The sequence below is a fragment of the Streptomyces marianii genome (assembly GCF_005795905.1).
Classification (GTDB): Bacteria; Actinomycetota; Actinomycetes; order Streptomycetales; family Streptomycetaceae; genus Streptomyces; species Streptomyces marianii.
The window spans coordinates 6,128,822-6,143,019 of record NZ_VAWE01000001.1; the positions used below are offsets into that span (position 1 = coordinate 6,128,822).

The 14,198-nt window shown below is 65.9% G+C and carries 14 protein-coding genes; 7 read left to right on the forward strand and 7 right to left on the reverse strand.

Annotated features, from left to right (window positions below; all coding sequences use genetic code 11):
* Window positions 1-48 precede the first annotated feature (48 nt).
* From FEF34_RS27915 to FEF34_RS27945, 7 genes are all read right to left on the reverse strand, one after another.
* Entirely contained in the window at window positions 49-1,584 is a 1,536-nt protein-coding gene (locus FEF34_RS27915) for a hypothetical protein (RefSeq protein WP_138055601.1), read from the reverse strand.
* Window positions 1,585-1,907: 323 nt separating this feature from the next.
* The gene (locus FEF34_RS27920) at window positions 1,908-2,660 is read right to left on the reverse strand and encodes an ABC transporter permease (protein ID WP_138055602.1); all 753 of its coding nucleotides are present in this window, start codon (window positions 2,658-2,660) and stop codon (window positions 1,908-1,910) included.
* Window positions 2,657-3,337 (reverse strand): ABC transporter ATP-binding protein, encoded by a 681-nt coding sequence (locus FEF34_RS27925; protein ID WP_234042586.1) that lies wholly within the window; start codon window positions 3,335-3,337, stop codon window positions 2,657-2,659. Before FEF34_RS27925 ends, FEF34_RS27920 begins: the two co-directional genes overlap by 4 nt.
* 286 nt (window positions 3,338-3,623) lie before the next feature.
* Complete coding sequence (locus tag FEF34_RS27930) at window positions 3,624-4,451, reverse strand: HARBI1 family protein (protein WP_138055586.1); 828 nt, start codon at window positions 4,449-4,451, stop codon at window positions 3,624-3,626.
* A gap of 118 nt (window positions 4,452-4,569) precedes the next feature.
* Window positions 4,570-5,094 carry a holo-ACP synthase gene (locus FEF34_RS27935; RefSeq protein WP_171053117.1) on the reverse strand — a complete coding sequence of 175 codons (525 nt, stop codon included), beginning with the start codon at window positions 5,092-5,094 and terminating at the stop codon, window positions 4,570-4,572.
* Between the two features lie 8 nt (window positions 5,095-5,102).
* On the reverse strand, window positions 5,103-5,381 hold the full coding sequence (locus FEF34_RS27940; protein ID WP_138055605.1) for an acyl carrier protein: 279 nt from the start codon (window positions 5,379-5,381) through the stop codon (window positions 5,103-5,105).
* Window positions 5,382-5,433: 52 nt separating this feature from the next.
* Entirely contained in the window at window positions 5,434-6,882 is a 1,449-nt protein-coding gene (locus tag FEF34_RS27945) for a class I adenylate-forming enzyme family protein (protein ID WP_138055606.1), read from the reverse strand.
* Between the two features lie 323 nt (window positions 6,883-7,205).
* On the opposite strand from FEF34_RS27945, the gene FEF34_RS27950 reads away from it, so the two are divergent.
* From FEF34_RS27950 to FEF34_RS27980, 7 genes are all read left to right on the forward strand, one after another.
* Entirely contained in the window at window positions 7,206-7,556 is a 351-nt protein-coding gene (locus FEF34_RS27950; RefSeq protein WP_138055608.1) for an acyl carrier protein, read from the forward strand.
* A 100-nt stretch (window positions 7,557-7,656) separates the two neighbouring features.
* The gene (locus FEF34_RS27955) at window positions 7,657-8,619 is read left to right on the forward strand and encodes a ferritin-like domain-containing protein (RefSeq protein ID WP_234042587.1); all 963 of its coding nucleotides are present in this window, start codon (window positions 7,657-7,659) and stop codon (window positions 8,617-8,619) included.
* A 2-nt stretch (window positions 8,620-8,621) separates the two neighbouring features.
* A complete protein-coding gene (locus tag FEF34_RS27960) occupies window positions 8,622-10,292 on the forward strand; it encodes an AMP-binding protein (protein ID WP_138055610.1) in 1,671 nt (556 codons plus the stop codon).
* A gap of 42 nt (window positions 10,293-10,334) precedes the next feature.
* The gene (locus tag FEF34_RS27965) at window positions 10,335-10,598 is read left to right on the forward strand and encodes an acyl carrier protein (RefSeq protein ID WP_138055611.1); all 264 of its coding nucleotides are present in this window, start codon (window positions 10,335-10,337) and stop codon (window positions 10,596-10,598) included.
* A gap of 123 nt (window positions 10,599-10,721) precedes the next feature.
* Window positions 10,722-11,732, forward strand: coding sequence for a 3-oxoacyl-[acyl-carrier-protein] synthase III C-terminal domain-containing protein (locus tag FEF34_RS27970; RefSeq protein ID WP_138055612.1), 1,011 nt, complete (start codon window positions 10,722-10,724; stop codon window positions 11,730-11,732).
* Between the two features lie 203 nt (window positions 11,733-11,935).
* Window positions 11,936-12,538: a hypothetical protein gene (locus FEF34_RS27975; protein WP_138055614.1), complete on the forward strand. Its 603-nt coding sequence runs from the start codon at window positions 11,936-11,938 to the stop codon at window positions 12,536-12,538.
* Between the two features lie 10 nt (window positions 12,539-12,548).
* Window positions 12,549-14,054: an amino acid adenylation domain-containing protein gene (locus FEF34_RS27980; protein WP_138055616.1), complete on the forward strand. Its 1,506-nt coding sequence runs from the start codon at window positions 12,549-12,551 to the stop codon at window positions 14,052-14,054.
* The last annotated feature ends 144 nt before the right edge of the window (window positions 14,055-14,198 follow it).

Consider the following 14,198-nt stretch of genomic DNA (forward strand, 5'->3'; position numbering starts at 1 on the left):
GCGATGACACCATCCGCTCAGGGCCGACGGATGAGCCCAGCCAGCGGGTCAATACCGGACTCCCGGCGCGGAGGACCGCGCGCCAAGCGCCTGCGCGAGGCCGGACTGCTCCCGGGCTGGCTCCCATGGTGTTGCCGCGGTCGGCCGGGACATGGCGGCCTCGAGCCGCTGTCGGATCCGTTCCACATCGAGCTCCCCGCCCGTCGGCGTTAGCCGGTCCAGCTGGTGAAGTACCGCGGTCAGGAGCCTGATCTCCTTCGCGGTTACGTCGCGGCGGTGCGCCGGCACCGGCTCCTGGCGTAGGTAGGCGATCTGACCGTCCAGAAACTGCCGGGCACGCTCGGTGGTGCCGAATGCCTCGGCAATGCGGCGCTGTGTCAGTGCCGATGCGGCGCCCGCGAGTTGTGTGGGCAGCTCTTCAAGCGCCGGCGCGGGATTGGCGAGCCGGCCCAGGGCATCGTGCACAAGCTGCAGCTGTCCCTCCCGAGCCGTCAGGTACACCGTCTCGGCGTGGAGCAGGTCCGGATCGGCCAGATGGTGGGCGCCTTCGGCGAGCGCCCTGTGGAGCCTGGCAGCCAGCGTGTGCCAGGCACCCTGGGCCGTGTGGGACTGCTCGCGCCACGCGGTCGCCGGACCGCTCACCTGCAGGGACCGTGCCGGGCCGGGAAAGGACTCCAGGAGGCGCTGCGCGGCCTGTTGTCGCCCCCCGTAGGCGGCCGCAGTGTAGGCGCGCACGGTCTGGCGGGCCTGTTCGAGGTGGGCGGCGCGCTGGGCGTCCAGTACGGGGTGTCTGTCGCGGTCATGGCCAACGCAGTGGTCGATCTGGTGGTCGGTGGTGTCGGGCTCGAGGACGGCTCTCAGCTGCTGGGCCTGGGCGTCTCGTAGCGCGATCTGATCGAGCAGCCAGTCGGCGGCCTCGTGCAGGACGGGGACATCTGCAGTGAGCGGTTCCACCAACCGCCAGTCCTCGACAAACTCCTCGCGGGAGCGGAAGGTGCGCTCGAGGCGGTCGATGACGTTGGCCAGCTCCACGGCGGTGTTGGTGATCAGCTCCCGGATGGCGTCGTCCGGCGCCCCCGCTCTGGCAAGTGCGGGGGCCAGGACCTGGGGCGGCGGATAGCCGGTGAACGCGCGCATGTGGCAGGTCCACGCGACTGCCGCAGCGATCCAGCCGGGCTCGAGGCCTTGCGGGGCTTCGTTGTAACGCCGGTGGAACCAATCGCTCAACAAAGCGCTCAGCTCGCTCCGGTCGGTCGCGGCGTCGTTCATCAAGGCTGCGGCCAACTCCCCGGGCGCGTACTCACGCATGCTCATGCCACGGATTATGGCGAGCTGTTGCTGTCCGTCCTCAAAGTGAACCCAGCAGCGCAGTGCCTCCTTCGGATCTCGGGCGATCTCCTCCAGAGACAGCCTCCTGGGATCGAAGTCCTCCCGCGCGAGGTCGGCCAGCCCCACCGCAGGGGCGGTGGAATCCGCACGCCAGCCGGTGGTCGGCGCGACCCACGCCAGCGCGTAGGCATCCGCTGGAAGGTCGGGCAGCCATGCGGATAGCTGATCGTTACGGCCGACATGCTGCTCGCTCATCGCTGCCTCTCTTCGGCGGTCGGGTCCGCGGCGTTCCGGTGATGGTGGGGTGTGCGGATCTGGCCGGGGCACCGATGGAGAGGGACGGACCAGTTCGTTTGGTGATCTAGGGGATCGTCGAGCCGTCCGTGCGCCAGGTCCGCAGGACGCGGATCTACTAAGCGATTACGACGAAGTCGGATGCTGATCCTTTCGCCGAGCGAGCCCGCGACCACCGCCGACGGCGACGGAACGGCAGCGCACTTCACCGAGTCCGCTTAGTTCCCCTTCTCGCCACCGCAGCCACCGCCAGCAGCGGTGGCTGCGAGAGCCCTCCTACCGGCCTATTCCCACCGGAACACGAACGCAGAGCCGGTTCCGGCGATGAGAGTTACCGTCAAGAGCACCAGGTAGTTGGTCATCGTGGGGGACCCTCCGCTCCACGAGATAACCATGGCCTCGTGCGCCGCGCCGAAGGGAGTGTACGAGGCGATTGTGGCGAGCCACTCCGGGTAGTCGTTCCGGTTGGAGAAGCCGCCGCCCGTTGCCATAAGGGCGAGAAAGCTCACCAACCCGATCGCGCCAGCCGTCCGTGGAGAGGCCGCGAGTGCTGCTATCAGCAGGCCGAGGGAGAACATGGCACATATGGACAGGAGGAATGCCGTGATCACCCCTCCAGGGTTCCTGGGAGACGAGATGCCGAAGACAAGGAAACCCGTGGCGAGAGCCAGAGCCGCACCCAGTACCGTGACCATGAGCAGGATCAGAGCCTGGGCCACGAGGATCATCAGCGGCTGGGCCGGCGTGACCGACACTCGCCGCAGAATGCCCATTCTCCGGTAATGCGCTATCCCGGACGGTACGTGCATCAAGCCGATGATGGTGACAACCATGACCGCGGATAGCGGAACGATGTAGGCATCGAAGGCGCTGAGTCCCTGGAACTCGGCAACGGGATTCCGTGCGCCGTCCCCCATGCCGTTCATCACCAGTATGATCAGGGGAAGCGCCAGCGGGAGGTAGAATCGGGAGCTTTCCCGGAGGACCAGCCTGAACTCCATGGCGGTGAACTGAGAAAGCCCAAAGAGCGGGTTCATCCGGCTACCTCGAAGTTCTTTCCGGTGAGTCGCAGGTAGGCGTCCTCAAGGGTGGCGTCGTCTCGGCCCAGGGCCTGCACGGCCATGGCTCGCAGATTAGCAGGCGTGTCGCACACGACGGTCCGGCCGGAATCAATGAGGGCGAGGCGATCGCAGAGTTGGTCCGCTTCCTCCATGCTGTGTGTTACCAGGAGAACGGTAACGCCTGAGGAGCGAACCGATTCGACCAGCTCCCAGACGAGGCGGCGAGCCTCCGGGTCGAGGCCAGTGGTCAGTTCGTCGAAGATGACGATGTGGGGCTGACCGACGAGAGCCAGAGCGATCGACAACCGCTGCTTCTGCCCTCCGGACAAGTTCTCGAAGTACGTCTGTCTCTTATCCGTGAGACCTACGTCGGCAAGGAGCTTTTCACGGTCGGCGGGGTCGCGGTAGAAGGACGAGAAGATGCGGATTGCCTCCTCCACCCGCAGCTTCTCCGGGAGTTTGCAGTCCTGCAGCTGTACACCGAGGATCTCCCGCACCTTCGACCGCTGTGACTGTGGGTCGAAATCTCCGACGCGAATGTGGCCGGCATCCTGTTTCCGGAGTCCGGCTATGCACTCAACGACCGTTGTCTTTCCCGCGCCATTCGGTCCGAGGATCCCAAAGATCTCGCCCTTCCTCACCTCCAGGCTCACATGGTCCACAGTCAACGTGTCGCCATATCGCTTACGCAGTCCTTCCACTCTAACTGCCGGCATGCATACTCTCCTTCGTCTGAACTCCAGTGCACGTTGGTGCTGTTGAGGCATACCCCGAAACATCGTAGGTGTCCGGAGCGGGTGAGGCCAGGCTTTCAATCGCTGGTTCCATGGACTGGGGTGAAATCAAGACCGTGGGGTTTGGCCCCGTAGCGTCGGGGGTGCCAGTCTCTGCAGACTGAACTCTTCTCGGTAACGTCTCGTGACGGTTTGTGATCTTCGTTCAGGCAGTGCGGCCGTGTTCGAGCTGGAGCAGGACGAGGGCGGCTCGGGCGATGCGGGTGATGGCCGCGGGGTCGAGGCTGACCCTGCGCAGGGCCTTGAAAGTGACCTTCAGCAGGGCGTTGGCGCGTTCGGCGACAGCGTGGACGCCTCGGACCACGGCGTTGAACGCCTGGTCGGGCTCGGCGAGTTCACCGCCCTTGGGCTTCTTGACCGGGTGGCGGAAGCCGGGCCCGGCGTTCTCGTAGCCGAGGTCGGTCAGGGTCGGGATGCCCAGGGTGGCGGCGAGCCGGTTCAGGGCGTCGACGAGGCCGTGGGCCCGTGCGCAGGTGGTGTCGTGCTCGCGGCCCGGGCGGACCGGGGAGACCCAGATCGGCCAGCCGTCCGGGGCGGCGATGACCTGCACGTTTCCTCCGTGATGCTTGTGCTTGCCCGACCACCACAGGTCCGCGCCGTTGGGGCCGGCGGCGGCCACCCGGTCGGTGCGGATGACCGTGCCGTCTAGGTTGAGATGGGTGTACCCGGCCGCCACCGCCCGCTCCAGCGCGGTGGACAGATCGGGCGCATGATCGGCGAGCACGGTCAGTCCTTCGTGCAGGTAGCGGTAGGCGGTCGGTACCGAGATGCCGTTGTCCCGGGCGAGCTGGACCAGCCGGGTACCGTCGACGAACCAGCGCAGCACGAGTACCGCCTGTTTGAAGACGCCCAGCGCTCGAGTGCCCTTGCGGGTCCCGAGCTGCTCGCGGTGCCCGCGCAGTAGCTTCGCGAGATGCTCGGCGGTCGCCCTGCGGACATCGAGCACGGCGGTGTAGGTGATACTGGAGGGCACGTGGAGCCTCTGGTTGTACGGAACGTGATCTTCGCAGACCCGTTCCTACCAGGGGCTTCACTCATGTCTGACGCCGAGTCACCATCCCGCCGCCCGGCACCATCACACACCGCAACCGTCACGTTGCCGAGAAGACTTCACTGATGGAGCTCCTGGCCGAGCGCGGTTCCCCACCGGGAACCCCGCTCGATGTGTCAGGGGCAGGCCGCGCGTCCGACGGGCCCGTACGCGACCAGCCGGCCAGGCCATGTCGGGATTCACCGTGCTGACCGCATGCGCACGCGCGTTGACCAACGGCGAAGGCGACGACCACCGTTGGCTGGTGGGAGATGGACACCTCTACCGTCCCGACCTTGAGCTCGTTGGCGCGAGTGCGGGCGAAACGATGCAGCAGGACATAGGGTTTTCCGCTGGGCGACAAACGCAATACTTCGATGTCGCGCCATTTCATCCTGCCCAGGAACCCAACGCCGAGAACCTTTGCGATGGCCTCCTTGGCGCTGAACCTCCCCGCCAGGTATTCACTGGTCCGACCGGGGCTATAAGCACTGATGGGTTCGAGTTCCCGTTCCGTGAAGAGTGCGCGGATCCATCGATCCTTTGCGGCGATGCGCTCGAACCGAGCCTTTTCGAGTATGTCCACGCCGATTCTCATGTTTCCCTCTTTCGCTCAAGCGCCTCTCGCTCGGCCTCGTCGCGCTCGATCGCGCCGGCCAGGAGGGTGAATGACTCCCATGCGAAGACATCCCGGGCGGTAATATTCCAGCCATGCCGGTTGGTCGCCAGGGAGCACATCTGTGTGGCCGCCAGTGAATCGCCGTATTCGAAGAAATTGCCCTGCGGGTCGCACTCGATCCCGAGTACGTCGTAAGCAATGTCCAACAGCCTGGACAGTATTTCCTCGTCTACGAGTACGCGTTCGGTCGGCATTGATTTCCGTCTCCTCTGTGGTTCTGGACATACGCCGGGCGAGGTCTATAATTCATGGGCGAAAGAATCGCTCGACTTTTTCGGAGTGGGAGCGCGGAAGCATTTCGACGACATCGACTGTTAGGGGGATCTTGTACGGGGAGATCTTGCCGCGGCAATGCTCCCGTACCCCCTCGATGCCAGGAGGATTCTTGAGGTCGGACGGGACGATCACCGCGTGGATGACGTCGCCCAGCAGCGGGTCCGGGCGCTTGACGACCACGACCTCGGAAATGTCGGGATGGGTCAGCAACACGCTTTCGACCTCGCGCGTGCTGACGTTTGCTCCGCCTACGAGGATGACGTCGTTAAGTCGGCCTGTGAGATACAGGTAGCCGTCGCTGTCCGTGTATCCGAGGTCGCCGACACTGAGGAAGTCGTCGCTGCCGCTGCGCAGTCTCTGAGGATCGTCGCTCGCGAACACTTCGGTCCACTCGCTCCTCATGAACACCTCGCCGACTTCGCCCGGCGGCAGCGGGCGGCCCTCATCGTCGGCTATCAGGACCTGGTTGGACAGGAAGGGCCTGCCCACGGTGCCCGGGTGTGCCAGCCATTCGTCGCCGTCGCAGATCGTCGTGCCCACCGCTTGGGTAGAGCTGTACGTCTCATGCACCTGTTTTCCCCCGAGCCGCGCGATCCATCGCCGCTTCACCCCCTCCGGGCATGGTGCGGAGGTGTGCAGCATCCCGGTGAGCGACGAGCAGAGAGCGTCCCAAAGGCTCTGGTTGGCGTCTATCAGCGCCATTTGGTGAGGCGTCAGCTGGCACCACGTCGGGGCGAAGCGTTCGATCGCGGACTTCAGGGAGACCGGATCGAGCCTGCGGGGCATCACCACGTGGGAACCGCCTCCGATGCCGGCCAGGCACATCATGAGCGGTGCCGCGTGGGTGAGCGGTCCGATGGAGAGCTGCACGGCTCCGGGGGACCAGCCGGCGTTCTCCATGAGCCGACGGGCACCGGTGAGCGCCGTACTCGGTCGGGGACTGACGGGGAACAAGGTGGGCAGCCCTGTGGTGCCGCCGGTCGGCAGGTACCAGGTGACGCTCGGCTCCAGACCCCGAAGTGAGAACGCCGGCCGTGACCCGTCCGGCTCCAGCGCGGCGACGAGCCTGTACTCACTCCACGGGAACGCCTCTGCGACAACCTCGCCAAGGCCCTTGGACAGGGCCTGCTTCTCCGCGTCCGTCGCGTGCGGAGGAATGATTATTGGCGTGCAGCCGAGCATCCACGACGCCAGGACGGCCCGGACGAGCCCTTCGCCGTTGGGTAGCGCTATGAGGGTGTGTCGCCCTCGTTCCAGACCGGCGGCCAGCGCGTAGGCGGCCGTCGCCGTGACTCTCTCGTACAGCTCCGCGGCCGTGTAGCCGACCCAATCCCCGGCCGCGTTCTCCACACTTAGCGCGGGGCGGTCAGGTGTCGTACGGGCCAGCGACATCAGACGGCGTGACTCCGTGGTCTGCAAGCGAATCAAGGTTGGTCCACCAACTCACAACTCGTTGTGGGCATCTCGGTCGGCCCGGTTCCGGAAGCCGGGTCGGCGCGTCACGCGTCCTAGCACCTCTGGGTGGTTGAAGTGCAGTCACAATAATTCTTGCAGGGCTCACGGCCAGTGCGATGGCGATTTCTCGCCATTGCGCTTCCCAACCCCGCAGGGCCACTTGATAATCCTGATGCGATCTCCTTGAACGGGAGCCGAACCTAGGATGGTGGGTGCCTCCGAGCACTCCTATTTGACGAAGTAGGCCGAAATCACGGTAAGTGTAGACGGGGAAAGAGGTCTTCGAGATGACCAGCGAAACAGAAGAGCATGGCGAGAGCCTGGATTCCACGGTGCGGACTCTGATCAGGAAGCTGGTGGGTGAGCTTTCTCCCCTGCAGGTATTTCCGGATGCCCGGCCCGATCAGGTACTCAGGGACGAATTGGGATACGACTCGGTACGTCAAGTCGAGCTCACGTTCCTCCTGGAGGAGCTCTTTGGGTTCGACTCGCTGGTTATCGAGGAGGCGCCCTTCATGGAGACCGTGAGTGACCTGGAGGATTTTACCTTGGACGTGATCTCTCAGGGGCGTGCCAAGGTTCCGTCGCAGAGTGATATCGACCGTTTGAGAGAGCTCATTCCGGCCCAGCCGGAATGAATCCTGACATGACCAGCGGGTAGGAGGTCTTGTCTCCCGCCAGGTGAGTATCGCGATATCACGACGGAATATCAGGACGGGCCCGGAAAGGATGCCAGGTGTGACGGTCACCTATGATTCGAGGGAGACAGGCAGCGCCGAGGCGCGGTTTGTGTGGGACTACGGAACCACGGACGAACGTCTCCGGGCACTGTACGAGAGGGGCAAGGCGGCCCAGTGGAATGCCGCTACGGACATCGACTGGGACGCTGGTGTCGGTCTGCCGAGCCGAACCGGCTCCATCGACACCCAGTCGCCTTTGGGGTGGAGCGAGTCCTGCCCGGTACCGAACGAGCAGTGGGACGCCTTTCAGTGGGAGTTCCACTCCTGGATGACCAGTCAATTCATGCACGGTGAGCAAGGAGCTCTCCTGGCGACGAGCCGTCTCGTGACGATGGCCCCCGACATGGACACCAAGATGTTCGCGGCCAGTCAGGTTACCGATGAAGCGCGCCATGTCGAAGCGTATGCACGCTATGTCGATCTGCTCGGGAACAGCTACGCCATCAACCCATCCCTCAAGCGGATGCTGGACACGGTGGTGGCCGAGAGCCGTTGGGACATCGTCTTCCTCGGCATGCAGATCATCGTCGAAGGGCTGGCCCTGGCCGCCTTCAGGCTCGAGCACACCAGGTCGTTCGACCCTGTCATCGCTCAGCTCACTCAGCTCGTGGCCAAGGACGAGGCGCGGCATGTGGCGTTCGGCCTTCTGACACTGCAGGAGATCTACGGTGAGCTCACCTCTCGTGAGCGCGCCGACCGGGAGGAGTTCGTCAAAGAAGCGGCGCTGCTGATGTCCCGCAGGTTCCGCCTGGAGGAAATCTGGGCCCGTCTGGACGTGGACGTGGAAGCGGGCACCAACTACGCGCTGCAGGACCAGAAGATGATCGACTTCCGGCGACTGATGTTCACGAAGATCGTGACCTCGCTGGCGAAAGTGGGCCTTCTGACCACAGGCGTGCGCACGCACCTGGAACAGCTCGAACTCCTCCGTACGCTTCCGTCGAGAGTAAGGGGCTCGTGAAGATGCTGGCTTCGACACCGCACATGATGTCCTGGCTGGAGGCTCCTCCGCGGGAGCACAGCCTGCGCTTCTCGGATGGGCACGGGACGTGGACCTCGCACCCCTACACTGCCATGGCGGAACAGGTGCGCCGCAACGCCCACCGGCTTCACCGCGAGGGCATCGGGTCCGGGGACGTGGTGCTTCTACCCGGACAGAACACGATCGGGTTCGTCACCTCCCTCTACGGAATCCTCCACGCCGGGGCGACACCCGCGATCGTTGCACCGGTCGGCCCCGACGCGATGGTGAGCCGCCTGAAGACCGTGATCAACTCCGTACGTCCCGCTGCCTTTCTGGCCACGGCGGACTACGCGCCGTTCCTGGAGGGCCTCGCCCGTCCGCTCGGATGCCGTGTGCTGGCTGAGGCGGAGGACGGTCCGATGGACGACGGCGCACCCGATCTGCCCGAGGTCGCGCTGGTCCAGTTCAGTTCGGGCTCGACCGGCGACCCCCGCGGAGTGCAGATTCCGTGGTCGGCACTGAACACCCACCTCTTCGGTATCCACGAGTGGCTGTCCATCGACAAGGACTCGCGGGTGGTGTCGTGGCTGCCGTTCTACCACGACATGGGGCTCGTGGGCTGTCTGCTGATGCCGCTGGCCAAGGGGGTATCGGCGTCGTACATGTCGCCGCACGAGTTTATTGGCAACCCGTTGCGGTGGCTCCGCGAGGTCTCGGAGTTCGGTGCAACGGCGTGCGCCGTCGCCGCGTTCTCCTTGAGTCACATCCTGCGGCGCGTGCGCCCGGAACAGCTGGAGGAGCTCGACTTCAGCCGCATGCGGAGCGTGATCATCGGTGCCGAGCGTATCGACCCGGATGTCCTGAGCGCGTTCCACCGGCTTCTCGCCCCTTCCGGCCTGGCCCATAGCGCCCTCCTTCCCGCCTACGGCATGGCCGAGGCGACCCTCGCCGTGACGGGCGTCCGGCCGGACCCCCGCGTGGTCCACACACAGCTTGTGGACACGAGTGCTCTGGAAATCGGCAAGCCCGTGCTGATCTCCGCCGTCGACACTCCCTCGGCCACCCGGCTCGTCTCCTGCGGCAGGACACTGACCGGAGTCGGGGTGAACATCCTGGACGCCGATGGCGGCCCTCTCCCGGAGGGCATGTTCGGTGAGATCGCCGTGCGCGGGTACTCGCTCGCGACGGGGTACCGACAGGGTGAGCTCACCGCCCTCGATGACCAGCACCGCACCGGGGACATGGGATTCATGGTCGACGATGAGCTGTACGTGGTGGGGCGTGCCGGTGACAGCGTCAAGGTGAACGGACGCTGGCTGTTCGCGGAGGACGTCCAGGGCCTGGCCGTCGCAGCATCGCCCAAGCCGCAGCGGACTGTGGCCCTCCTCGGCAGTCTGTCGGGGGCCAATGCGGCCGTCGTCGTCTTGGAGGACTGCACTGCCGCGGAGGCGTCCGGAGTGGGGCGCTCCGTGGCGGCGCGACTGCCGGGGCTGCGGGTGATGGTCCTGCTCGTGCCCCACGGCACGTTGCGGCGCACGACGAGCGGCAAACCCAGGCGGAGGGCCATGTGGCAGGAGCTCGTGATGTCCGGCGACATGGCTTCCCAGGTGGCCTGGGACTCGCTCGACGAGGCCCCGCGGCCGGCGGACCGCTCGGCGGCAGGTCTCTGAACCAGCTGAAGCAGCTCATATCCTACGGAGGAGCGGATTCCCTTGAAGCGTACGGACATCGTCGAACAGATACGAGTCGCCCTCGGCTCGGCGCTCGGCCGTGAGATAGCCGAACTGCCCGAGAACACATCCCTCTTCGAGGACCTGGCCGTGGATTCGTCCAGTGTGCTGGACCTGCTGCTGACTCTGGAGGATTCGGTCGGGCTGGAGATCGACCCGGAAGAGCTGGAGGCGGAGATCTTCGAAACGGTCGGCACTCTGTCGGACTACGTCGAGTCCAATCTTGCCAAGACGGCCCGGGTCTGACGCCGTGCCCGGCACCGCGCAAGGATCGTTCCGCAATGTGCACCACGAGCCGGCCACGGCTTTCCGAAGCGGCGCGGACCCATGCCCGGGCCTCCTCGTATGCCCCGCCTCGGAGAGACTCGCATGACCGTCGCCGCACCATCAGACACGGAGCACGGAGCAACTGGGCGCGGTGTGGTCGGGCTTTCTCGTGTCTCCGTACGTCTTCCGAAGGGCAGCGAACGGGTGGACCGCATCCTGGAGCGTGCCGGTTCCAGCCTGCTGGAGCGACGGATGTTCGCGAAGTTCCACGGCCTGCGGGACAGCCCCACCCTGGCCCCCGGCGAGCCGATGGAGGAACTCCTCGTCGGGGCCGCCCGCGATGCCCTCGGAGAGCGAGGTGCCGACGTCATTCTGTACGGACACACGCAGAGCGTGCAGGATTTCGCGTGCGGCCCCGGGTTCGCACAGCGGCTGCGCAGCAGTCTCGACCTGCCTGACGTGCGGTTCTACGGGGTATCCCAGATCAACTGCGTCTCCGTGCTGCGCGCCCTGGAAATGGCCCGCCGCTACCACTCCCGGCCCGCCGCGCAGCCGGGGGAACGGGTACTCGTACTCGGCGGGGACCACGGCAGCGTCGCCGACGCGGCAAGGATAGTGCCGCGCGTGACGGTCGCCGGCGATGCCGCCGTGGCCGTCGTCGTGCACAGCTCGGACGAGAACGACTTCCCTCGGTACCGCTATCTGTCGGGTGGCGCGCTGCGGGACGGCCGCTTCCATCGGAGCCTCCGGATGACGACGAAGGAGCTGACTCTCTTCTCCCAGAGCTGCGTGGGCCACCTGGCCACGGCCCTGAGGGAAGCCACGGACGGGGCGGGAATCGGCTTCTCGGACATCGACTGGATCATGCCGGACCTGTCCAGCGCCCTTTTCTGGCGCAACTTCTGCCGGGAGACCGGTGTCCAGCAGGAACGTATCTGTCTGGACCTGTTGCCGGAGCGCGGCCATAACAACGGAGTCGACGCGCTCTCTGCCCTCCAGCACGCTGACATGACCGGCCGACTCCGCCCCGGCGACCGTATCGCGCTCGTCGCGCTCGGGCCGGGCGCCTACTTCCAGGTCGTGATTGTCGAAGTCACACCGGAGTCGTCGTGAGACCTCAGCTGGGAGTCCGCCTCCGAGGAAAGCAGGGGCTAGTGACCAAGCTGTACATAGATTGCTTCGCGATCACAGTTCGCTCACGTCCTCGGCTGAAGCAAACGGCCGAGTTGCACCGCACGCACCAGCGACGACAAGTTGCGCACCTTGTCGCCGCCCGGCGGGGCATACCGGAGGAGCGGATCAAGGTACGACAGCCTGTGGTCGACGACCCCGCGGACGCAGGCGACTTCCTCATCACCCAACGGGCTCTGGCCGCACTCGGCCCCCCACCGGAGAAGCCGCACACGCTCTATCTGGTGCGCTCCGGCCCCCTGCTCGATCCGATGGTGGCCCCCCTGACAGCCACGGTGCACACCATGGGCTGGCCCGGCGACGAGGTGGGCATCAGCCACCTTGAGGAGCAAGGCGGCACGCTCGTGTTCGACCTGCTCGCGTGGGCCGTCCCCGAGGACGCTGAGGCGACGGTCATCGTCGTCGACGACCCGGCCTATGTGGACGACACGACCGAGAACCCGGCATTCGCCGCCGTCAGTCTGAGGCTCGCCCCCACGGGCGCCCTTGGTGTCCGTGCCTGCGGCGAGGGGATGCCCCTTGGTGTCGACACCGAGCCGTACGCGCACAAGTTCTCAGGTAAGGGGCCTTGCGACGCATGGCTGGAACTCTACGCCGCCCTGGCCTCCGGCGCGATCAAGCGGGGCGAGACCGCTCTGCTCCACACAGCGGGCCGGGAACGCCACGGGTGGGTTCTCGTCGAGGTGGTCCAGCCGGACCAGTTGCGAATGACCAGTGTCCGACTTTAGGAGTGACGTGATGGTGACTGGCCAATCTCCCCAGCGACTGCTCTATGAAGGCTTCCTGCGGAGCCTCGAACACGACCAAGAGGCGGAAGCGCTGCGCATCGGCGCACAGCGCATCACGTACCGGCGCCTGCACGACCGCGCGCTGGCCCTCGCTGGCAGCCTGGTGTCGGCCGCCCCGCGGCCCCTGCGCCGTGTGGGGGTGCTCGCGGCCCGCAGTGAGGACGCGTACGCGGGACTGCTGGCCGCGCTGTACACCGGTGCGGCCGTAGTTCCGCTCAACCCGAGTTTCCCGGCGGAACGCCTCAGGTACATGGTGACCGCCGCGTCGCTCGACGGCCTTGTGGTCGATGAGCGGAGTCAGCGGTCCCTGGCCGCACTGGCCGATGTGCTGGACGGCGTCAGCGTGGTGGCCGAACCCATGGGCCCCGCCCTGGAGGAACCGATCCTCTCATCGCCGACCGATGTCGCGTACATCCTCTTCACGTCCGGATCCAGTGGACGGCCCAAGGGCGTGCCGGTGCTGCATTCCAGTGTGGTCGCGTACCTGCGCCATGTCCAGGATCGGTACGCCTTCACGCCCGACGACGTGTTCTCCCAGACATACGACCTGACCTTCGACCTCGCAATGTTCGACCTCTTCGTCGGATGGGGCAGTGGTGGCACCGTCGTCAGCGTGCCGCCGCACGCCTACGTGTCCCTCCCCGAGTTCATCGCCAGGCACGGCATCACCGTCTGGTTCTCCACCCCCCGAATGATTTCCCTGGCCCGCCAGGCACGGGGCATGGTGCCCAACTCCTTCCCGAGTCTGCGGTGGAGCCTGTTCTGCGGCGAACCCCTGCTGGTGCGAGACGCGGCCCAATGGCAGGACGCCGCGCCGCGGTCACACGTGGAGAACCTGTACGGCCCGACCGAGCTGACCATCTCGTGCACCGCGCACCGCTTCGACCCGGAGACCTCGCCGGGGCGGGCGGTGAACGGCATCGTCCCCATCGGAACCATCCACCCGAACCTCCGGTATCTGCTGCTTGGAGCGGACGACAGCGACGACGGCACCGGCGAGCTGTGCGTGACCGGGGACCAGACGTTCCGCGGCTACCTCGACCCGTCCGACGACGCCGACCGCTTCGTGGATCACGACGGGAAACGCTGGTACCGGACGGGCGACCTGGTCCAGCACACCGAGGGCGGAGAACTGGCATACATCGGCCGGCGCGACCACCAGGTCAGCATCGGCGGCGTACGAGTGGAGCTGGCCGAGATCGAGTCGGGGCTGCGGCGCCTCCCCGGAGTACGGGAGGCCGTCGCGGTGGCCGCCGACGGTCGGTTGGTGGCGTTCTGCGTAGGGGAGGAGCACCCGAGCTCCATCATCCTGGCGGAACTCGGATCCTTCCTTCCCCGCTACATGATTCCGCGCCACTTCGAGTACCTCGATGAGCTGCCGCTCAACGCCAACCGCAAGACCGACCGTCTCGCACTCTCCGCTCGCGCGCACACGCTGCTGCAGGCGGAGACCTGATCGCGAGAAGGTCTCTTGGTACGGATGAAGCCTCTGGTGGAAACGGTTCGCGAAGATCGCGTCCGCTGCATCAGAGGCTTCATGCCAGGGCCTCTGGAGATCCGCCCGATCCACGCCCTGTCCCGCGCTCCCTGGACCGTGGTC

Excerpts from the sequence above, each read along its gene's own strand:
- FEF34_RS27960 (WP_138055610.1), top strand. The coding sequence starts at position 8,622 with ATGCTGGCTTCGACACCGCACATGATGTCCTGGCTGGAGGCTCCTCCG.
- FEF34_RS27940 (WP_138055605.1), bottom strand. The coding sequence starts at position 5,381 with ATGCCGACCGAACGCGTACTCGTAGACGAGGAAATACTGTCCAGGCTG.
- FEF34_RS27920 (WP_138055602.1), bottom strand. The coding sequence starts at position 2,660 with ATGAACCCGCTCTTTGGGCTTTCTCAGTTCACCGCCATGGAGTTCAGG.
- FEF34_RS27950 (WP_138055608.1), top strand. The coding sequence starts at position 7,206 with ATGACCAGCGAAACAGAAGAGCATGGCGAGAGCCTGGATTCCACGGTG.
- FEF34_RS27970 (WP_138055612.1), top strand. The coding sequence starts at position 10,722 with ATGACCGTCGCCGCACCATCAGACACGGAGCACGGAGCAACTGGGCGC.
- FEF34_RS27915 (WP_138055601.1), bottom strand. The coding sequence starts at position 1,584 with ATGAGCGAGCAGCATGTCGGCCGTAACGATCAGCTATCCGCATGGCTG.
- FEF34_RS27980 (WP_138055616.1), top strand. The coding sequence starts at position 12,549 with ATGGTGACTGGCCAATCTCCCCAGCGACTGCTCTATGAAGGCTTCCTG.